This is a genomic window from Acidovorax sp. 22279 (assembly GCF_052045435.1).
In the GTDB taxonomy this organism is placed as follows: Bacteria; Pseudomonadota; Gammaproteobacteria; order Burkholderiales; family Burkholderiaceae_C; genus Acidovorax; species Acidovorax delafieldii.
On record NZ_JBQEOV010000026.1, the window covers coordinates 1 to 19,501 of the forward strand.

Genomic DNA, 19,501 nt, shown 5'->3' on the forward strand with positions numbered 1-19,501 from the left:
GGTGTTGCGACGACCGGTTGAATCCGCCCAATACGTTTCCATTCGCTACACCGAACGCCTGGACCAGGCGGGCATTCAGCCATCAGTGGGCAGCAGGGGCGACAGCTATGACAACGCACTGGCCGAGACCATCAACGGGCTGTACAAGGTCGAATTGATTCACCGCAGGGGACCCTGGAAGAACAGGGAATCCGTGGAACTGGCCACCCTGCAATGGGTGCACTGGTTCAACCACATCCGACTGCTCACGCCGATTGGGGGCATCCCTCCGGCAGAAGCTGAGGCAAACTACTGGAGGCAACTCGCCAACAGCAACACCTCTGCAGAGGTGTCAACTTAAACCAATCGGCCTCCTTGAAACCCGGGGCGGTTCACCCAGGTATGAGGCGTATCGGCGCTTCTTGGGCTTTGGAACGACCAGGTGTGCCTGCTTCATGAGCCGCTGTACCACCTTCTCGGAGATCGGACCCTGCTGCCTGGCCAGCGAGGCCTGCAACCTGCGATAGCCGTAGCACCGGTGATTGGACTCGAAGATCTCAGTGATGGATTGCCGCACCTGCAGATATTTGTCGCCCACTATTGCACGGGCCCGGTGGTAAAAGTACGAGCTACGGGCCAGCCCCACCTGCGCGAGGAGCTCTGGGAGCCCATAGTGCTCTCTCAGGGCGTCAATCAGCAGCGTCTTCTCCCGGTTGGACAGGAGCTGCAGATTGACGCCCAGGCCTTTTTTTAACAGTTCATTGGCCTTATTCAAGAGGTCCTGTTCAAGCCTCAATTGCCGGACTGTTGATTTCCACGCAGAAGTGACCCACTAACCCCCAGGATTTCCATCCAAACCTGACCCACGTACTAACCCTAACCTGCTGCTTTGTTGAGCAGCAGGAGACCAGGAGTGATAGACGTGGCAACACTGAGTGTCATCAGGCGCTGGGCCCTGCGAGAGCAGCTGTCCATCAGGGAGATCGCCCGCCGCACGGGCCTCTCGCGCAACACCATCCGCAAGTACCTGCGCGCAGGCGAGGCCGAGCCGCACTATGCCAAGCGAGTCAGTCCATCCAAGCTCGATCCCTTCGCCTTGAAGCTTGCCGGCTGGCTCAAGACGGAAGCTGGCCGATCCCGCAAGCAGCGGCGCACCATCAAGCAGATGTACGTGGATCTGCAGGCGCTCGGTTATGGCGGCTCCTACAACCGCGTTGCAGCCTTTGCGCGTCTCTGGCACGAGCAGCGCCTTGTGGCACAGCAGACCACTGGCCGTGGCACCTTCGTTCCCCTGACCTTCGGTCCGGGTGAGGCCTTCCAGTTCGACTGGAGCGAGGACTGGGCTGTTCTCGCCGGCGTGCGCACCAAGCTGCAGGTAGCCCACTTCAAGCTCAGCCACAGCCGAGCGTTCTACTTGCGCGCCTATCCGCTGCAGACGCACGAGATGCTGTTCGATGCCCACAACCATGCATTCGCAGTCCTGGGCGGTGTACCCCGCCGTGGCATCTACGACAACATGCGCACCGCCGTAGACCGGGTGCGCCGTGGCAAGGAGCGCGACGTCAACGCACGCTTCGCCGCCATGGTCAGTCACTTCCTGTTCGAGGCCGAGTTCTGCAACCCCGCTTCGGGCTGGGAGAAGGGCCAGGTGGAGAAGAACGTGCGCGATGCCCGCCATCGCCTGTGGCAGGTGGTGCCGCCATTCCCAAGCCTGCCGGATCTGAATGCCTGGCTTGAAGAGCGCTGCGTGGCGTTGTGGCACGAGATCGAGCACTGCAAGCTGCCGGGCACCGTCGCGGACGTCTGGGCCGAGGAGCGGGCCGCCTTGATGCCTGTGCCAAGGCCCTTCGATGGCTTTGTGGAGCACACCAAGCGCGTCTCGCCCACTTGCCTGGTCCACTTCAAGCGTAACCGCTACAGCGTGCCGGCGCCGTATGCCAATCGGCCAGTGAGCCTGCGGGTCTACGCAGATCGCCTGGTGGTCGCGGCCGAAGGCCAGATCGTGTGCGAGCACCAGCGCCTGATCGAACGGAACCACCGTGGCGCTGGGCAGACCGTGTACGACTGGCGCCACTACCTGGCGGTGCTGCAGCGCAAGCCCGGGGCCTTGCGCAACGGAGCTCCATTCCTGGAGCTGCCACCGGCCTTCAAGCGACTGCAGGCCGCCCTCGTGAAGCAGCCAGGCGGCGACAGGGAGATAGTGGAGATCCTGGCCCTGGTGCTGCACCACGACGAGCAGGCCGTGCTCGCCGCAGTGGAACTGGCCTTGGAGTCAGGTGCTGCCAGCAAGACACACATCTTGAACGTGCTGCACCGACTGCTGGACGGCAAGCCCGCTCCAGCACCGGTCACATCGCCCCAGGCTCTCAAGCTGGCGGTGGAACCCCAGGCCAACGTGCTTCGCTATGACCAGTTGAGGGAGGTGCGCTATGCGTCATGACCCTGCCATCGCTTCCATCGTGATCATGCTGCGCGAACTCAAGATGCACGGCATGGCCCAGGCGGTTACGGAACTGGCCGAGCAAGGTTCGCCTGCCTTCGACGCAGCACAGCCCATCCTGTCCCAGCTGCTCAAGGCTGAGACAGCGGAACGCGAAGTGCGCTCGGTGGCCTACCAGCTCAAGGTAGCCAGGTTCCCCGCGTACCGAGACCTGGCAGGCTTCGACTTCAGCCACAGTGAAGTGAACGAAGCACTGGTGCGCCAGCTGCACCGCTGTGAATTCTTGGAGAACGCAAACAACGTGGTGCTGGTGGGTGGTCCGGGTACGGGCAAGACCCACATTGCCACAGCCCTGGGGGTGCAAGCCATTGAACACCATCACCGCAGGGTGCGGTTCTTCTCGACGGTGGAGTTGGTCAATGCGCTGGAAGAAGAGAAGGCCCAAGGCAAGACAGGGCAGATGGCCCACCGGCTTGCCTATGTGGATCTGGTGATTCTGGACGAGTTGGGCTACCTGCCGTTCAGTGCATCAGGAGGCGCCTTGCTGTTCCACCTGCTGTCCAAGCTGTACGAGCGCACCAGCGTCGTGATCACCACCAACCTGAGCTTCAGCGAGTGGGCCAGTGTGTTCGGGGATGCCAAGATGACCACGGCACTGCTGGACCGACTCACGCATCACTGCCATATTCTGGAAACGGGTAACGACAGCTACCGGTTCAAGAACAGTTCGGCGCAGCAGCCACAGACCCCAACCCCCGCCAAAAAGGAGAAGACAACCAAGAACTTATCCACAACGTGAGCGTGAAGTTCACGAACAAGGGTGGGTCAGATCGAGATGGAAATGGTGGGTTACGGTTGCATGGAAATCAACAGCCGGACCTCGCGGCGCAAAACGGCCACTTGGAGTTCGAGTTCGTCGCGCTCTCGTTGCTGCACGGATCGATGGGTGTGTTTCATTGAAGCAGGGGCCTCAGGTCCCAGAAGCTGGTTCTTCCAGTTGTACAACGTTGGCCGGCACACGCCTAGCTTGTCGGCAACAGCCTGTGCGCTTTGCTGTCGCGTACAGAGCTCCACCACTCCCATCTGCTTCAATGACTCGGGATACCTTCGCTGCCCAACACTACCGACGATTGCTTTCCTCGCATCAGGAATGGCCTCGCGAATCCACTTTGTGAGCGTTCCACGACCGGGATAGCCCAGGGCCCTCATGGTGGCTGCAATACATCGATCATGGGTAAGGTAGTGCTCAAGGGCGGCAGCCTTTTGCGCCTGTGAGAACTTGGGCTCACGCCCTGCGTAGCCTTTAGGCAAGTCCTGGCGCTGCTGATATTCCCGATACCAACCTTTCAATGAGTTCTTGGTCGGGTACCCCAACTGCCTGATGGTGGGCCTGACTCGCATGCCCAGCTTGATAAAGAGCTCAACTGCTCGGATTCTTTCTTCGTAGGAATACATGAACTACCTTCTAGTAGTCCAAGTTTTCGTCCGCACCCCCCCCTCGGCGGGATGACTGACCGATCAGCGGTCAAAACCCTGCATTTGGGGCTCGGAAGCAAAGAACACTCAACCTTTGGCTGTCGCGTGGTACTATTACTAATAAATACTAATTATCAAATGTATGCGCTCCAGTGTCTCCGACCCCCTCAACCAGATCCGACTGGCCAACCTTGACGTTCTCATCGGGAAGATGACCCAATGGGATTTCGCTCAGTTGGTTGGCATGTCGCAGAGCGCAATCAACCACTTCAAACGCGAGAGGTCTCCTATGGGTCGCAATAGCTGTTTACGCATCGAGAGGGCTCTTGGGCTTGCAGAAGGGGCCATGGACAAGGAGGGCGGGGTGTCGCCTTTGACAGATGCCCAGCGGGGCGGTCTTCGAGACAGCCCCAGAGCCCCCCGCGCGCCAGATCGTGTATCGCCCGAGGATGCCCCGGAGAGCTACAGCCTGAGTGTGGTGGCGTCGAACCCGATGCATTACGCTGTGATTGACTCTTTCGTGAAGCTTGTTCAGTCGGGGCTCTTGAGCGATGAACGCTGCAGCCAAATGTTGGCGCAGTTCACGGTCATGCGCAGCAACGGGGCTCGGCCGCGCAGTGACGAGATGGACTCTCTGCTGGCGCGCTTGGCCGTCAATGAGTTCAAGGTGGTCTATACCGGCGACGGTGGCCGCGAACAGGCAGTAGAGCGGCTGGAGAACGAATTCGGCCCCGCCGTTGCGGCTTCGTTCCAGCGCCACCTCGCGGACGTGCGCTCTTTGCCGACCGGTGCACGGGATGACATGCCCCATCTGGGCAAGTGAAAACGTTGATGACTGCCCATATCGATGTCACTGTCGTCACCGACACCAGCGATGCACTCGTGACGCCGCGTTCCGCCCTGGTGCTGGTCCAGTTGATTGGCACCGTGGTGGATGTGTCCCAGGCACATTACCCATCGGGTGTGAAGACCAAGATCACGCTCACGGAGAGCGATAAGGCAAAGGAAGGGCAGGGAGGGAGCCGCACACTCATGGTGATGGAGAGCTTTCAGGCGGTCTGCATGCTCATCAAACACGCCGAGTCACACGATCACCTGTAGAGACTGGATGACGTGGCCGAATGCGCTTGGCCCATACGCGGAATTCCGAAATCGCAAGTGAAATCAAAGGCTTACGGTAAGGCGCAGCCATGCTGAATCGACGGCCATGCCGTGGATTTTCAACCAATGGTTTGGGTCGAAAAAATAGGCGCTTTGGAACCCGAAGTCATGAATTTGGATTACATGACCTGCCCTAATCCGGGGTCAGGCTGCGTGCGCTCTGCCTCCTACAACCGACTGTTGAGTTCGACCGCTTTTCTCACTCGTGAGTGCTTCGCACTTGAGCAAAAAGGCGCTTTTGCCGCCCAGAGGGGGAGGAGGGCCGTCAGAAGAGTCCGCTGGCCTTGGCTGGTGCTGGCCGACGCTGAATCGACAGGCTGCGGGAGGGCTGTGTCCTGACCATATCGCCACTGAGGCTGGAAGGGCATGACTGGAAATGCACCAGGTTGAGCGCCGTGGTGGTTGAGGTTTCTTCGTCCGTCCACCCCACCGACATCACGCCCGACTTCAGGGTGAAGCTGTTGCCGTTCCGGTAGATGCACTGCTCGTCCTTGCGGCCATCATCCAGCTTTGGGGGGCCGTACTTGCCCTCAAGCTCAGCCCGGATCTTGTTCTCCATGGCTTCATCGGGGAGCTGGATGTTGATGACCGAAAGAGACTCCCCCTTGAAGCCAAGACTGAGTTTCACAGGGTCGGGAGAGAACGGTAATACCGCCTGGGTCGTGTAGTAGTCGTCAGCCACAGGTGCTTTGGTCGGCAGCTTCAGTTCCTGCAGGGGGCCGAGCAGCTTGATCGCGCCGCTGGAGTCGCCCTGCTCTATAGCGCTCTTGCTCATCCCCATTTTGAGGTACCCGAGCCCCACGGGGCCAGCAGCCCAAACCGGGAGGGTCAGGGACGCGAGAAGAGGGATGGCGTAGAGGCCAAGACGGCGGGCAATGGGGGCCATGCTGGGGGGGGGCTTGTTACAACTTACGAGGAGTATATCGAGCTGCTACCGGCCATAGGCCTTGGAGTTGCTCGTTTTGTCGAATGCTGTATATTTGTACAGTGCGAAACGTGACCTGCTGCCTATCTTCATTTCCGACCAGCCGCTGGTGCTGCCTGTGGGCGGTGACGTGGTACGTGCAGGCTTTCCATCACCCGCCGAGGACTTCCATGTTGATCGCCTGGATCTGACCACCATCCTTGTAACCCACCACTCAGGCGGCGTTCCTTCTGCTACTGCGTGGGAAATCGATGAAGGATGCGAGGCTATTCGACGGAGATTGCTAGTGGTCATGGGGAGCCAGGCAAATGCGGCTCACGCCCCAATAAGTCACGCGCCTTAAGGACATTCCCGTGGCGAGCACATAAGCGCACCAGCGAGGTAATCATCGCGAGCAGCGTAGCCAATCCAACTCTGAGCGGGAGATTGAATAGTGACGTGTGTCTCAAAATTGTGCGTCGCGGGCACTAGGTGAAAAAACGTCCCAATTGCGTATACATAGCACGCCGTGTCGAACGCTCGTTATGGCCGCCCGGCCGCTTTCGTAAGTGCTGCCTGCGAAATCGAATCCCCAATCTAAGCCAAGAACCAGAATGCTGAAAGGCGAGGTCTCGCAACAGGCCAAATACCGACACCAAATGGTGCAGATACCGGGGCGGGTGGAAAACGAAGGATACGGAAGTGCGGGACGAACACTAAACCGATGTCGGCCTGATGGGGCGACGTAGGCCGTCTTAAAAATCGATGCGCAATTACATTGAAAGGCATCAACATAGGGCCACGGCTAATGCCGCGATTGAGACGACTTCGAGAGGAGTGATTCGTCCCTTCAGAAAAAGCCTCGAAAGCCCGCAATGGGTATAGAGGAGGAGCTTGTGGGAGCGCTTAACCCCGAGATGCAGGGAGCCAAACTACGGCGCGTAGATTTCTTCGGGGAAAAGATGACTGGGGACAAAGCGCGGGGCAGGTAGAGCACAAACGCCACGAGGGAAATACCCAGCTAGCACATCCATCCCCGTCTGAAATGTCAAAGGCCCCATGTGCATCTACATAGGGCCCAGGTTTAAGTGCAAGTGAAAAAGACGATTGTGGGTCAAGCTGCGGGTTCTATTGCTTTTACATAGGCCTAGCCGACCGCCTCTTCCTCGGCCTCAACCTCATCCCCCTTCTGCGCTTTCAACACACGAATGGCATTTCGAGTATTGATGATGGCTTTGACAATGTGTTTTGACTTTCGTCTGATGGATTGAAGCTTTTTCTCTGTCTTCATCACTTCATCAATTTCCCATTCTTTGGCAAAGGTATTCAACCGGTCCTTTGCATAGGTCATTGATTCATCATTGATCGCAATCCTCACTCGAATGAACTGTCGGTTGTTCTTTTGACCAAACCAACGGATTCCCGTCCATTTGAGATCCAAGTGGTTGCCCTTTCTGGTACACGACAGTTGCAGTGTTGACCTGGACTCCCAGCCTGTCGCCTTCGCCTCAATCCGATCCACAAAGCTCATGTACTCGTCTGCTGCAATCATGGCTTGGCCATAGAGCACCTCGATGCATCGCTCAAGGCCTTGGATTGCATCTTCATAGAGGGCTAGTTCGTCTTTGTTCATTTCGGGGGGTAGATCCATCTCTTTACCGTGTATGGAGATACCCGGTACATCCATCCACGGGGCCGTACTGCCCAAAACACACTTTTTCCGGGATGGAGGTGCCGGTCTGGTCCATCCTAGTTGGATGAATCTACCCACTCTATAGTATCCGAGGTGGAGGACTAGGAAAAGTATCAATCCTAATAGGATGGATTCAGGGTGCCAATCCATCCTAATAGGATGGACAACTTTCAAGGCCATTCACATCCCGGAGAACTGTGGGGGTTGCATCGGTCGGTAGTCAAAGAGGAAGGGCTCTATCCTAATAGGATGGATGTACTAGCTCAATCTGGCAGTGATGCCGGTGTTGACTGTTGCTGCAAAAAATAGGGGGTGGATTCATCCTATTAGGATGGAGGCGCATACAATGCACTATACGTCGTTTTGACCGTGCGATGTGCCCTGGGGTAGGCCATTAGTCACTCTGTACTGCAACGAGGCCGTCCGATGCAAGCCGACTGGGCTGCGACTACGCTGCGGTTGAACTTCTACAAGAATTGCACACAATTGCATTACGTTCGCTAATTAGTTGCAATTTTTAATTCCATGTAATGAGCGTTACTGAAATTGATGGCGAGTATTTGAATCTGAAGCCTGCGCGTGGTTCGGCTGAGGGTGTGTTGAAAAATATAATTCATCTGCATATGCGCAACCTAAATAGAATTTTCGAAGTTGATTTGATGGTCATTCGTAAAAATATTTCTCCCATCTTCTAGTGAGTGGGCAGAATTTTATTGCAGGTACCTCAACAGATCGTGTAGAAATGCGGATGAACTCGCTCCACGCTGGTAACACAAAAACCGCAATGTTGCTAAATTGTTCAAGGAAAGTTCTCGGGCTCTTTGGTGTTTCTTGCGCTCTATTCAGAATCTGGGAAAATTCCTGGGGGCGGGGAGCAACACTGTCAGTTCTGGTGTCTAAATCTATGGCTCCAGCCTCCCAATCTCCTCCAAGATTAGATCGAAACACACCACCAACAAATGTGGCTGCCGCTAACGCTCTTCTAGAGCCAATTGAATAAGTACGGGTATTTTCTCTGCAAGCAGACAAAAATCCAGCGTTGCATACCTCCGATTTGCCTTCTACGACCGACGCCAGTAATAGAGTGGGCAAAGGCGTTCGAAGCTTTGCACGTTCTTTGGGTTAATTGAATGAATGAAGATCTGAAAAACACTCAGTCCGTAAGTCTTGGCTCCTGGACTGTGGGCATACCCCCAGAGGGAGTCCGAGTCGCCATGGCTTGCCGTAAGTGGTGCGGTATTCACAATGAGCGGTATGTGGAGGTCATTGCCCACGACCCTTTGATGTACCTTGAGTCCCCGGCCTGGAAATGATGGTGAAGCCATCGGTTACCGTCATTTATGGCAGTGTTTTCACCCAGGGGAATACCATCTGCATCCTCAATGAACACGGAATGCCAGTAGGCGCATATCCCAATTCCATTCTGGCATGGACCAGAGTGCCTGAGGATTTATTGCAGAACCTGCAAGCTGCGGTCTTGACAGACCTGGCCGTGAGACTCGCCAGCAAGCGCGCCAAATCGTCGTAGGCAGGCCTGTTTCTGCGGAGCGCGTATGCGTCAAGAGTTTGTTCGTGGAAAACGCCGGTACATCCTGAGCCTGGATGTTGATCTGTTCGATGCCTGTGTAATCAACCGCCATTGGTACGGCGAGACAAATCGCCGTCATGGGCGCAGACAGGAACTATTCACGCACCTGGATATAGCCAAGGTCAGATTCACCGCAGTACAGGCGTACCTTTTGAAAAGGGGCTACGAGTATCCACCGACATTTGTTTTGAGTGAAGGGCGCGGGTAGCATGAGCGTTCTGATCCTTTGATCGGGTTTTGCGAAGAACAGCGCTCTCACATTACGCTCGCTTCTTTGCCAAAGGGCTGACCTCTGGTCAGCCCTTTGTTGTTGGACGGGCAGCGTGAAAGACTTCACCGAACTGGACGCCAGCGGGGGCCAGTTGAGCACGCTCCGGGCTAAGCTCGCCACTTCCCCTTACCGTCCAGCCCAATGAAACTTCCTGTCCTCTTGCCTTTGGTGTCGGCCGCAGCTTTGGTGCTGACCGGTTGCGGTGAAGCGACCGTCGAAGACGTGCGCAAGGTCTACGGCGCCATGAGCGATGAAAAGCTGCAGGCCGAGGCCCTGCACCAGCGGGTAGAGTGCCGCGCGGCGACACAGGATTCTGACAAGCCAGGATCTCCGTGCAGTCGCGCGAACCTCGCGGAGGAGATGGCTGAATCCCGTGGGTGGTGCTGGGGGCCCTATGCCGCCGCCAACTCGGACAAGTCTTGGCTGCGCTGCACCGATGACGTGACGAAATCGGCGCAGGCCAAGGCAACCTGGTTCGCCGCGACCCAAAGCGGCTCCTGTCGTGAGTCCAGCCTGATCGAGGCCATAAGCAAGGTGCTGGAGCACGAGGGTCCGTGGAATGTGAAGACCTCGTTTTCAAAGGAGGGCTTCTTCGACGTGTCCAGCCAGCTCAAGGACGGTACCAGCTACAAGGTGCGGCTGTACACCAGCTGCGGTTCGGCTCAGATGGTCTACATCGCCAAGCCTGGTGATGGGGGTGGCGTGTCGGTTGCAGCGCCGCTGGGGATGTCGCCCAGAGATGCTGGTGATCTCTATGGCTTCGATGTCCGCAACTGCAGTGCCTATTCGTTTGGAGGCGGTATCGGGTGTGGCATGGGCTACCAGGCCGGGATGCCGCCGCCCATCCGCTTGAGCGACGGCTTCATTCCCTGCTCGGTGGATCGACCTGTGCAATTCGACTTCCAGCCGCGCCGGGGCATGGTGGGTGTCACCTGCAGCGTCACGGCCGAGGACATGTCTGCGTTCGAGCAGCGGATGGCAGGTGCCTTTGGGGAGCAGCAGCGGGCGTCAGATGGTAGCCGCCGATGGCAGCTCGGTGGCTACACGGTCGGCAGCGTGGAGGTGGTCGTTTTGGGGAAGACGATGCGGCGTGTGTCCGTCTACCAGGACTGACCTTTTCGCTCGGGTGATCCTGTCGGGGGTTGGGGCGACAGGATTCGCCTTCCCGCTCAGATTTCGCTGTCGCTAGGTGCTTCTTGTCGTGGAGCGGGGCACACAGAGGGGCGCGATCCATCAACCCATCGGCTGATCTCCGGCCCGTGATGACCATGGCTATGGAACCAGCTCTGAGCAGGCACTCTCGCATGAAGCTTCGGCCTCACCTTCGCTGATTCCGAACGCCTCGAACATGGCGTTGCCGCGCTGAAACAGGTCTGCCATCTGGGCGGCAAGCTCGTAGCGGTCAAGATAATCGGTCCCTGTACTGCCCCCCCGGCGATAGATTTCGACCATGCACAGCAGCGCCATCAGCAGATGGATCGCGCCTACACGCCTGTGCAGGAACCACAACCAGTGGGGCCACTCTTTGGCGAGGCGGGCAAAGAAGGCGCGCACCTCGGGGATTTCCGCCAACTCGCGCGGGTCAGTGTCGTAACCCACCACCTGGATGACCAGGCACTCCTGGTAGCGAAGGGCGGTCTCTCTGGACTCCGCGATTGCATGGAGACGTTCCAAAGCACTGGCGATGTTGCCGGTTTCAATCTCGCGCTTGGAGATCTCCAGCACCAGCAACGCGTCACCCTCAAAGGCGGCGAGGCCGGAAGCGTCCGTTCTCATTACCTTGGGTCGGGAGGGTCTATGCATTTGGTGCATTTCCCTCGGTCTCAGCTGGCCTGAGGTGCTTCACGTAGATGGCACCTGTGCTGAAGAGATCCTTGACTTTGATCTTCACCCCAGATCGGACGAACTGATACCCCCGGTATTCCATCACTTGCCTGGCCATCGCGCCAGCCACCTGTTTCCAGCGGTTCTCGCGGATGGAATCACCGAACGCCGCCAGCAGTTGAGGCTGCAGGGCCTCGATGGCGGGCCTACCCAGATAGGTCGCTGTTTCCAGGCGAATGAGAGATTCGGGCGTTGTCATCAGCGTCCAAAGGTCTTCGCCCATTGGGGTGTCCGCCAGGTCTGAAAAAGAACCGCTATCGAAGGTCAGCATGGTGTGTCTTGTCTTGCACATGCCCAATCATACATATCTAATAGGGAATATACAAATGGGGCATTTTTTCAGATCTATGGCGCGCTGCAAGGGAGTGGAGGCGGGTGAGGTAATTCGTTTGACACTTGCCAGTGTGCAGTTCCCTTTGAGGCAGAGGTTCTCCACCTGAAGTGCCAAACGAATTACCTGGAGGTATCGAGAGGATGTGACCAAAGGCCACTGGATCTAGAGGCTGCAGTGGAAGCCTCGAAGAACGTCAAATGGGTTAGCCCGAGTGTTGTCAAACGAATTACCTCACCCGACCCCCGACCCCGATTCACAAGACGATGGCCACTTGAGAGCCCAGTGCTGCGCGCAGAACGCCGAGGTGGAGGCGATCACTGCCGGGTTGCACAAGCGGTGTGCTTGAGACCTTGGTCATGCCGGCCACGCCGCGTTCGAACAGGCAGATGCAGGAATGGTAGGGGTGCTGCGCGGATGCGTACATGACACCATGGGCACCGGCCTTCCGGGCGTCGGCGGCAAAGGCTTGAGTGGTCTCGTAACGCAGAGATTGCAGCACAGGGTAGTTCTCCTCCAGCCCGCGCAGATCGACAAGGCGCATGCCTGGAGCCGTGCGAAAGGCGACCAGTGAGCGCTGCCGGAGTTGGTCCAGGGTGTAGCTGCGCGTGTCCCGCCGAAAAAGCGCCTCGTAGCACGAGGTCAACTCGCTATCGGCGAGGTAGGCGGTGGGTTCGTCGGACAGATCGAAGCGGCCGGTGGGAACACCGAAGGGCGGGAGGATGAACCCGCGCGTGCGCACGCTGTCTTTGCGCCAGCTGGTGCGCTGGATGCGGTGCCAAGTTTGGCGGTCGGGAAGTTCAATGAATGGCGGATTGAGGTCTGTCAGGTTCATGGGGCGAGGTCATTCAGTGAGCCTCAGCCGTTGCCAATGCCAGGATGTGTTTCGCTGGGACGCCCTGCTCAAGAGCGGCGCGCGGTGTCTGGCCGTCCAGCGCCGATGCCGGCGTCTCCAGGAAGGTGAGCACCTGCCAGCCATCGGACGCGCCAAGGGCCGATGCCAAGGGCTGCAGGATGGGCCACAGGTTGGGTTCGAACTGCCAGCGTGGCAATTTGAAACCCCGGCGCAGGTGGGAAACCCCGATGCAGCGGCGCGACTTGATCCAGGCGTTGATGGTCACCCGGCTGGCGCCCGCCAGCAGTGCAGCGTCGTCGGTCGTGATCATGTCGTCGGCTTCCATGCGCTCGCGGCGGTACTGCGCACCCGAGCGCAAGACAGCGGCAGACTGGGCCGCTGTCGCGTAGGGATCAGGAGACGCCTGCGAGAGGTCTGGGGCATTGCGATGGGTAAACGGTGAGGAAATGGACAAGGTGTTCATGGGAATTTCAAACCGTGGTGCGCTTATGGCGCGTTGCGCAGGTTGGGCTTTGCCGCCGAGAAGAAGCCAGAAGTAGATCCGTCGCGAAGGTCGGTGTTGTTGCGGCGCCGTGCGCTCAGGCGCGCACCACCGCCCATCTTCGGGAAGCGGACTTCCAGGCGTTCGTGGCTGTACCACTGCGAGACGCGACTCGACAGGGTACTCATCGGGTAGGAAAAGGGGTGCCATGTGCATGACCTCCGCATCGTCTGATGCACGGCCAGGAACGCTTTCATCATGGCTACCGCAATCCTCTGCGGTTCGAACGGAACCACGCAGCCGTTGCGGCGAATGATCGCGTAGTGATCAAGCGCTGAAGGCGCTCTGGGCAGACTCGGGCCGTCTATACAAACAAGCATTTCGATCTCCTGTGGTCACGCGGCCGACATCTATCGGCCAGGCCATGCTTCCAAGGGGAAATGTACATCGCTCCTGAAAACTTCGCAAGATTAGATAGCTACGTTGAATTGAGTGCGTCCGATCAATCCGTTAAATTTGTTAAGTTTTTGACGTTTCGGAATAGTTTTACATTTAATATTGACTGTTCCATAAACTCTGTTAAGGTGGATCAAATGAGTTGAAAAATAAAGAGGGGATTTCCCGGCTCCTCTATCGCTTAGTTGTACCTTTTTGCCAGCCGGTGGACCCGCTGGCCAATGTTCCACACAATCGGTTTTTCGCAGTCATGGTTCACGCTACGCCCGAAATTCCTGCGGGTCAGATTCCCGCAGACACCGGCCCCATCGACGGCGCAGGAAATCTCGCGGTCGGGGATTTTGACGGCGGACAGCCGCTGGAGCCCGCGCAACCCGCCAAGCCAGCGCGGCGGCGCGGTCGGCCACCAGGTTCGCGCACCAAAATCGCCCACGACAGCAGCGCGACGGCCGACGAATTTGCCATGCTGCGTGCGGTCGCCCAAGGTGTGGATCTCACGCTTGCCGCCCGCCAGTACCTGCTCTGGCCAGGCCGCGCGCCCGAGCGCCCAGCGCTCATCAAGAAATACCAGGAGCTTCTGGACCGCATCGAGGCAGCGGCCAATGGCATCGAGCAGTCCCAGGAGGCCCGCTCTATGGTGAGGGTCCTCAGGGACCACCAGACCATCGTGTTGGAGGCGCCGCGGATTCCTGCCACTGAACCCGGTGCCCAGCCATCGGCCCCTGTAGCGCAGGCCGGTGCCGTTTCCGTTTCCGAGCCAGTGGCGATTCAGGCGCCCCAGCCGCCGACGCTGGAAGAGTTTGCGGCGCAGTTTGACGAGGGCATGTTTTCCGAAGCGGAGCTGATCGAGAGGTATCAGGAGGCACTGCTGGAAGCGGTGGCTGCAGCCGAAGCAGCCCAGCCCGCCCTCCCCGCTCCCGTGGCCACCGCTTTGCCGGCACAGGCGGAGATCGCCTTGGCCAGCGAACCGCCATTGATCCCGGTCGAGCCGGTGCAGGCTCTGGAGGAGGCTCGAAGCGCGGCCGAGCGCATGAAGGACGTGCTGCACGCAATCAACTGGCTGGACGAACACCTGGGGACCAAGCCCGAGCGTGCCCACCGCGTGGAGCAGTGGGTGATCATGTCGGCAGCTCAGATGCAGGCGCTGCGCAAAGCGGGTGTGGTCACGCTGGGGAACCTGGTGGACTGGATGTCGCTGCAAGGGCCCACCTGGTACGACGCCCTGCCTGGTTATGGGGTCAAGCGGGCGGGCAACCTGTTGGCGTGGATTCTGCGCTGGAACCTGGAGCCCGCCGTGGGCCTGTCCCAGCTTCCTGTCCTGGCCAGTGCCACCGCCAACGAGGTGCAGGTTTCGGATGAAAAGGTCCTGCAGCCGCTGAGATTGATGAAGTGGCCTGCAGATCTGATCGGGACCAAGGGCACGTTTCGCAAGTACGGGGTGAACACCATGAGTGCTTCCAACGACCGGGAGGCCATGAGGGGTTGGTTTCGCAAGATCAAGGACATGTCGCCGTTCACCCAGGAAGCGTACCAGCGCTCGATTGAACGCTTGATCCTTTGGGCAGTTCATGAGCGCAAGAAGGCTCTCTCTTCCCTGGACCAAGACGATTTCTTTGCATTCAAGGATTTCTTGATGAACCCGCCGCCTCACTGGGTTCAAGTCGCTAAAGGCTCACCGGGGAAGAAAACCACCGGCTGGAGGCCCCTGCGCGGGCCCCTCAACTCTGTGAGCCTGAACGTGACGTTTGCGGCAGTGCGCACCATGTACGCGGAGTGGTTGCTGTCAGGCTACATCAGCGCGAACGCAGCCCAGGCCGTCCACGGTAAAAAGAGAGAGGAGGAAACGCTGGACGTGTTCCGCTCGTTCACCCAAGCCGACCTGGAGGTGGTGGGGCGCACGTTTGCAGATCTTCCCGATGGTGCTCCCAAGCGGCGGCTGCGCGCCTTGTTCAGGCTGCTCGAAAACGCCGGTCTTCGCCGTGCTGAGGTAGCGCAGGCCCGGTGGTCCCACGTACAGACCGACCGAGCGCTGGAACCGGGTTCTGAAGCGCGCGTGCTGCAGGTACTGGGGAAGGGCAAGCGCCAACGGCAAGTGCCCTTGAACGCAGAGACCATGGAAGCGCTGCGCGAGCACCGGAAGGATCGCGAGGAGCTGGTGAGCCAGGGCAGACTGAAATACTTCGCTCACGTCAAACCCGAAGACGAGCCGCTGATCGGTGTGCTGGATGACCGGTGGATCTGGGCACAGAACAAGAAGCTTGCGGTGAAACGCAACGAGCAAGCCAAGGACTCACTGGACGACGCTGCATTGCCGACGATTGAGATCGAGGGCATCGCCGAGGCCGGCAAGCTCAAGTACACCGTTAACGAGCACGGCGCTTTGTCTGCCCACATGCTGTATCAGATCCTCAAGGGTTTCTTTGCGATGTGCTCTGCCACCGCTGGTGAGAAACTGGGCGAGGCCAAGGGGCCCTTCATGCGGGCCTCCACCCACTGGCTTCGCCACACCTATGCGCACAAGGCGCTGAAGTCGTCAGAAGGAGACCTCAGCGTGGTGCAAGGTCTGCTGGGACACAAGAACATCAACACCACCGCCATCTATGTGAAAGCGGACATGTCCGAGCGGATCAAGGTGGCGGAAAAGCTCAAGTCGAGTGTCTAGGGGCGCAGCAGGCTGCACATCACTGCTTCCTCAGACTTCAAGCTGGCCTGTCCTGAACAAAATGCCCTGGGGGCAACACCATCCATTTCACCCCCAGCTTCATGGCGAGTTCTTCCAGATCATCTGGGAGCTGCTTTTGCACCGCCAGCACCGCCATGACTTGGATCTCTGTGCCAGGAGGTTCGTGGATGAGCGCCTGTGCCCGCATCACGGCCAGGTACTTCACGCACTGATAGATGCCGCGTTCAAGGTCATCGTCTCCCGACCGAATGGATTTGACCTCGACGCCGACCCAACATGCCTGCGTTCGGAAGAACACGTCCAGCCGATCACCTGACAGGAGCGGGTACTCAGTCTCGGAGAGCAGGGTGTTTTTCAGGTCGAACAGTTCGGGCCTGGCCAGAACATCGAGGCGCAGCTGCTTGTGCTCCTCAGACTCGCCGCCACCCCAGCCGTAGCGTTTGTGTGTACCGTTCGCTGCATCGGGGACTGCCGGCGTCGGTGCGGAGCCAAGGCCCACACTTTCAAGGACCTGGAGCCAGCGATCACCGTAGGCCAGGATGCGGTCAAATTCATCCCGGACCTTTGCGCGCTTCTCAGCCGGTGTCAGCGACTCGAAACCAGGCCAGTAGTCCTTGACGCCATCGCTTGGGAGACCGGCAGTGGCCCCTGATTTGGCGACCACAATGGAGGTGATGTGAGGGGGGCGAAGCTCTTCCGGCCAATCGCTCGTGCCTGCATCAACCAGACGGGTCACTTCACCAAGGACTTTTCCCATACCCTGAGCGTAGGCATTCCCATCGGCCTTCAGGCGACCCAGCATCTTGGCCACGTCGGAGTAGGTCAGAGGCTCGATGATGCCATCGGTCTGCCTGCGGATGTGTTCTACCAGGTAGGGCAGCACGATGCGAGCGGCCTGCGCAGTGGCGCGAAGCTCTGCGGCCCCATCAGCCCCCGCAGCAGACTCAAGCAAAGGATTCCAGTCGGCACCGGGCACATTGCCAGAGGCGTCCACCAATTCGAAGAGAGTCGCCGTATCGAGCGCATCAACGTCAGGGCTCTTCCAGCGCTCCCGAAGCTCCTTTTCCAAGTTCAGGCGCACCCGTGGATCATCGGCGGCGAGTCCGAAGTGAGGCTTCAGGATATAGACATGTTCGAGGTCGATGTGTTTCACATGGCGAGTCATGTTGGCGGGATCTTCACCAGACGCCACCGCGCGGAAGCCAAAGACTGGCACGCGCGACTTCAGCGCTTCACTGATGGCGGCTTCCGCTTCGCGCCCCCGCTTTACCGCTCCGGCCTTCCACCTTGTTGATTTCCCGCCGAGCATCACGAAGCTGCGGGTCCGGTTATCTATGGGGTCAACGACCTTGGCGATCTGGTCTTCCCAGACCGTGCAAACCAAAGCGCTCCGATCCGCCGTAAAGGCGACCCACGGTGTGTCATTGCGAGCATTCCCAGAACCCCGAGCGTGGGTGTCGATTCCGCACGTCGCCATCCAGAACTCGCGCGTGTTGCGCGTTACCCTCTCTCTTGTACTCAAAGGAGCCTCCCGATCAATGCCAAGTCCAGGCCTTGGCCTGGAAACCACGGTGGTGATCCTATGCCGAAATTGACTGGCCCCAAACGGCAAAGCCGGCCCCCAATGGGCAACAGCGTTCGGAGAATGAGTGAAACCCGAGGCTTGCGTGTTGCCAGTGGACAGGAAGAAGGCCTGTTTTTGAGCACCACCTGGTCACGCTTCGAACAGCTACGCGTGGGCTGGGCGTAGCGGTTCGTCGTCCTTTCGGCTGGCCGCGCGTGCGAGTTCGAGGCGTGGACCGTCGGGCAAATGCAGGCGAAGATGCACGAGCCCCCGGACGTTTTTGAGACCAGCGCGAAGTGCCACTTCTGGCTGAGGCATGCCAGACAGCATCCACTGCACCAGCCTGGTGTTCCTGACGATCTGCGGCCCAGTGCGAACCGGGTCAGCTTGGCCAGCAGCTCGACTGGCGGCAAGCAGATGCGCGCGAACCAACACCAGCAGGTTTTCGTCGGTCATAGGTTTGCCAGTCTGCGAGCTGAAAAGTGCTGGTGACAAAGCGTGTTTGCCCGCTGTCGCCTTCACCTGCAGCCAGGATTTCACGGCCGAGCGCACCTCGTCGGACACAACCATCGTGCGCAGTTGGTTCACGCCACCCGAAGTAATGCGGATCGAGGCGCCCTTCCCTCCCCCGCCGTCTACGAAGGACTCGACCGTGAGCGCGCGGATTTCAGCCGAGGTCAGCCCCAACTCAAAGAGCACCAGCAAGAGCGCCCGGTTGCGGAGGTCGATGGGCTTCAGGCCCACAGAGTCTTCGCAGCCTTCCCGAAGGATCTTGAAGCACTGCTCCCAGACAACGGGCAACAAGATGGCCCCCTTGGGATCTTCCGAGGGAGGCTTTTCTTTTGCGACAAGGGCAGTAGCTGGATTCACTGGAATCAACCCGAGGTCCACAGCATAGTCGTATACCCGCTCAAGCAGGCGCCAGTACCGGCGTTTGGTGATCATGCTGACGTTGCCACCCTTACCGCGTGCTTCGATACCGGAGTCAAGAAACTGTTTGATGAAAGCGCCGTCCACTTCGGTCCAATAGGTCTTCTTGGGATTCTCACGGTCTCCACTGGTTTCCAAGTAGGCCGTCCAGGAAGTCCAAAAGTACCTGTAGAAAACGAAATCATTGATGGCCCGCTGGTCATTGTTCGAGCAACGCTCTAGCCATTGTTCAAAAATGTCGTCAGGGCTCAATTCAACAGTGGATTTCATGGCCAATCGGCTTGACGCGAGTTATTGCACGACGTGCTTTTGAGTGAGTGCGACAAGGGGCAGTCCGGTATGCAAAAACATTGACGCGATGATCGATTACCAGTGGGAGATGATGAGGAATGGCGACCGTATTGCAATCCCCTATTGCATGCAAAACTATTCTAGGAGTTGTATAGCTTCATTTTTGGTGACATGGTGTGGGCATTAGTTGGCCGGTTCATGTAATCCAAATATTTGTAGCAGAATAACGCCAAGACAAAATCTGAGCCGCCGGTTCGGCCGGCAAGCATCTGACAATATTCGAGAAGACCGACTTGGTACTCACACTGCACAGTACAGCAAGCCTTGAGTTCATAAACGCTCGTTGACCGCGGGAATGATTGATCACAAAACTGAGACTGGCGAGCCGCAACGGGTCATCCATGTACTGGGCGACCCTTCTTTTTGGGATGGACGCGGTACCCAGCAAAGCTGCTGCGGTCCCACTCATCCGAGTGTTGTGATGGAAGATCGTTCGGTAGCGAGTCGGCTCCA

Annotated in this window: 17 protein-coding genes and 2 pseudogenes; 8 read left to right on the plus strand and 11 right to left on the minus strand. The window is 58.4% G+C overall.

The genetic code is table 11. The annotated features are described in order from the left end of the window. Nucleotides 1-340: integrase core domain-containing protein (locus ACTJKQ_RS23670; RefSeq protein ID WP_440598275.1), on the plus strand; the 340-nt coding region annotated here is incomplete at its 5' end. Nucleotides 341-370: 30 nt separating this feature from the next. Here ACTJKQ_RS23670 and ACTJKQ_RS23675 read toward each other — a convergent pair. After that, nucleotides 371-784 (minus strand): annotated as a pseudogene (locus tag ACTJKQ_RS23675) (IS3 family transposase); the annotation flags it as partial. A 108-nt stretch (nucleotides 785-892) separates the two neighbouring features. Here ACTJKQ_RS23675 and istA point away from each other — a divergent pair. After that, nucleotides 893-2,419: an IS21 family transposase gene (gene istA / locus ACTJKQ_RS23680; protein WP_440598276.1), complete on the plus strand. Its 1,527-nt coding sequence runs from the start codon at nucleotides 893-895 to the stop codon at nucleotides 2,417-2,419. Continuing rightward, complete coding sequence (istB, locus tag ACTJKQ_RS23685; RefSeq protein WP_440598277.1) at nucleotides 2,409-3,218, plus strand: IS21-like element helper ATPase IstB; 810 nt, start codon at nucleotides 2,409-2,411, stop codon at nucleotides 3,216-3,218. The genes istA and istB overlap by 11 nt, the downstream gene beginning before the upstream one ends. Nucleotides 3,219-3,286: 68 nt before the next feature. On the opposite strand, the pseudogene ACTJKQ_RS23690 reads toward istB, so the two are convergent. Beyond that, nucleotides 3,287-3,874, minus strand: a pseudogene (locus ACTJKQ_RS23690) (transposase); the annotation flags it as partial. A gap of 163 nt (nucleotides 3,875-4,037) precedes the next feature. Here ACTJKQ_RS23690 and ACTJKQ_RS23695 point away from each other — a divergent pair. Together ACTJKQ_RS23695 and ACTJKQ_RS23700 are read left to right on the plus strand one after the other, a co-directional pair. Next, complete coding sequence (locus ACTJKQ_RS23695; RefSeq protein WP_440598278.1) at nucleotides 4,038-4,718, plus strand: helix-turn-helix domain-containing protein; 681 nt, start codon at nucleotides 4,038-4,040, stop codon at nucleotides 4,716-4,718. A gap of 8 nt (nucleotides 4,719-4,726) precedes the next feature. After that, entirely contained in the window at nucleotides 4,727-4,996 is a 270-nt protein-coding gene (locus tag ACTJKQ_RS23700; protein WP_440598279.1) for a hypothetical protein, read from the plus strand. A gap of 325 nt (nucleotides 4,997-5,321) precedes the next feature. Here the strand turns inward: ACTJKQ_RS23700 and ACTJKQ_RS23705 are convergent, their stop codons facing one another. Together ACTJKQ_RS23705 and mobI are read right to left on the minus strand one after the other, a co-directional pair. After that, entirely contained in the window at nucleotides 5,322-5,942 is a 621-nt protein-coding gene (locus ACTJKQ_RS23705) for a hypothetical protein (RefSeq protein WP_440598280.1), read from the minus strand. Between the two features lie 1,165 nt (nucleotides 5,943-7,107). Further along, entirely contained in the window at nucleotides 7,108-7,593 is a 486-nt protein-coding gene (gene mobI, locus ACTJKQ_RS23710; protein ID WP_440598281.1) for a conjugative transfer protein MobI(A/C), read from the minus strand. Nucleotides 7,594-8,183: 590 nt separating this feature from the next. Here mobI and ACTJKQ_RS23715 point away from each other — a divergent pair. Both ACTJKQ_RS23715 and ACTJKQ_RS23720 read left to right on the plus strand, forming a co-directional pair. After that, a complete protein-coding gene (locus ACTJKQ_RS23715) occupies nucleotides 8,184-8,348 on the plus strand; it encodes a hypothetical protein (RefSeq protein ID WP_440598282.1) in 165 nt (54 codons plus the stop codon). A 1,305-nt stretch (nucleotides 8,349-9,653) separates the two neighbouring features. Next, complete coding sequence (locus tag ACTJKQ_RS23720) at nucleotides 9,654-10,625, plus strand: hypothetical protein (protein WP_440598283.1); 972 nt, start codon at nucleotides 9,654-9,656, stop codon at nucleotides 10,623-10,625. A 159-nt stretch (nucleotides 10,626-10,784) separates the two neighbouring features. Here ACTJKQ_RS23720 and ACTJKQ_RS23725 read toward each other — a convergent pair whose 3' ends face one another. The 5 genes from ACTJKQ_RS23725 to ACTJKQ_RS23745 all read right to left on the minus strand — a co-directional run bounded on the left by ACTJKQ_RS23725 (nucleotide 10,785) and on the right by ACTJKQ_RS23745 (nucleotide 13,324). Continuing rightward, nucleotides 10,785-11,288: a chlororespiratory reduction 6 domain-containing protein gene (locus ACTJKQ_RS23725; protein WP_440598284.1), complete on the minus strand. Its 504-nt coding sequence runs from the start codon at nucleotides 11,286-11,288 to the stop codon at nucleotides 10,785-10,787. 19 nt (nucleotides 11,289-11,307) lie between these two features. Beyond that, on the minus strand, nucleotides 11,308-11,667 hold the full coding sequence (locus ACTJKQ_RS23730) for a hypothetical protein (protein WP_440598285.1): 360 nt from the start codon (nucleotides 11,665-11,667) through the stop codon (nucleotides 11,308-11,310). Between the two features lie 316 nt (nucleotides 11,668-11,983). Further along, nucleotides 11,984-12,562 carry an RES family NAD+ phosphorylase gene (locus tag ACTJKQ_RS23735; protein ID WP_440598286.1) on the minus strand — a complete coding sequence of 193 codons (579 nt, stop codon included), beginning with the start codon at nucleotides 12,560-12,562 and terminating at the stop codon, nucleotides 11,984-11,986. Nucleotides 12,563-12,575: 13 nt separating this feature from the next. After that, nucleotides 12,576-13,046 carry a hypothetical protein gene (locus ACTJKQ_RS23740; protein WP_440598287.1) on the minus strand — a complete coding sequence of 157 codons (471 nt, stop codon included), beginning with the start codon at nucleotides 13,044-13,046 and terminating at the stop codon, nucleotides 12,576-12,578. A gap of 23 nt (nucleotides 13,047-13,069) precedes the next feature. Continuing rightward, nucleotides 13,070-13,324, minus strand: coding sequence for a hypothetical protein (locus tag ACTJKQ_RS23745; RefSeq protein ID WP_146191451.1), 255 nt, complete (start codon nucleotides 13,322-13,324; stop codon nucleotides 13,070-13,072). Between the two features lie 338 nt (nucleotides 13,325-13,662). Between ACTJKQ_RS23745 and ACTJKQ_RS23750 the strand changes: the two genes are divergently transcribed. Beyond that, nucleotides 13,663-16,182 (plus strand): tyrosine-type recombinase/integrase, encoded by a 2,520-nt coding sequence (locus tag ACTJKQ_RS23750; RefSeq protein ID WP_440598288.1) that lies wholly within the window; start codon nucleotides 13,663-13,665, stop codon nucleotides 16,180-16,182. A 37-nt stretch (nucleotides 16,183-16,219) separates the two neighbouring features. Here the strand turns inward: ACTJKQ_RS23750 and ACTJKQ_RS23755 are convergent, their stop codons facing one another. Both ACTJKQ_RS23755 and ACTJKQ_RS23760 read right to left on the minus strand, forming a co-directional pair. Next, nucleotides 16,220-17,587 (minus strand): hypothetical protein, encoded by a 1,368-nt coding sequence (locus tag ACTJKQ_RS23755; protein WP_440598289.1) that lies wholly within the window; start codon nucleotides 17,585-17,587, stop codon nucleotides 16,220-16,222. 345 nt (nucleotides 17,588-17,932) lie between these two features. Then, on the minus strand, nucleotides 17,933-18,967 hold the full coding sequence (locus ACTJKQ_RS23760) for a tyrosine-type recombinase/integrase (protein WP_440598290.1): 1,035 nt from the start codon (nucleotides 18,965-18,967) through the stop codon (nucleotides 17,933-17,935). Nucleotides 18,968-19,501: the final 534 nt, after the last annotated feature.